Source organism: Fructobacillus sp. ChS1-6f1-1-27, assembly GCF_059579415.1.
Genome location: NZ_JCAOER010000025.1, coordinates 468 through 765, shown reverse-complemented (window position 1 = coordinate 765; position 298 = coordinate 468). Strand labels below are relative to the sequence as shown.

At 48.7% G+C, this 298-nt stretch carries 1 rRNA gene (running past both ends of the window); it reads left to right on the top strand.

Annotated features, from left to right (window positions below):
• A 23S ribosomal RNA gene (locus tag AC5162_RS06405) occupies positions 1 to 298 on the top strand (its annotated part extends past both window edges: 378 nt to the left, 467 nt to the right); the annotation flags it as partial.

Here is a 298-nt window from a genome sequence, read left to right as displayed (position 1 = left end):
TTGTGGGGTGACTGCGTACCTTTTGTATAATGGGTCAGCGACTTACATTCAGTGGCAAGCTTAACCGAATAGGGAAGGCGTAGCGAAAGCGAGTCCGAATAGGGCGATTTTAGTCGCTGGGTGTAGACCCGAAACCAGATGATCTATCCATGGCCAGGTTGAAGGCACGGTAACACGTGCTGGAGGACCGAACCCACTAATGTTGAAAAATTAGGGGATGAGCTGTGGATAGGGGTGAAAGGCTAAACAAATCTGGAAATAGCTGGTTCTCTCCGAAAACTATTTAGGTAGTGCCTCG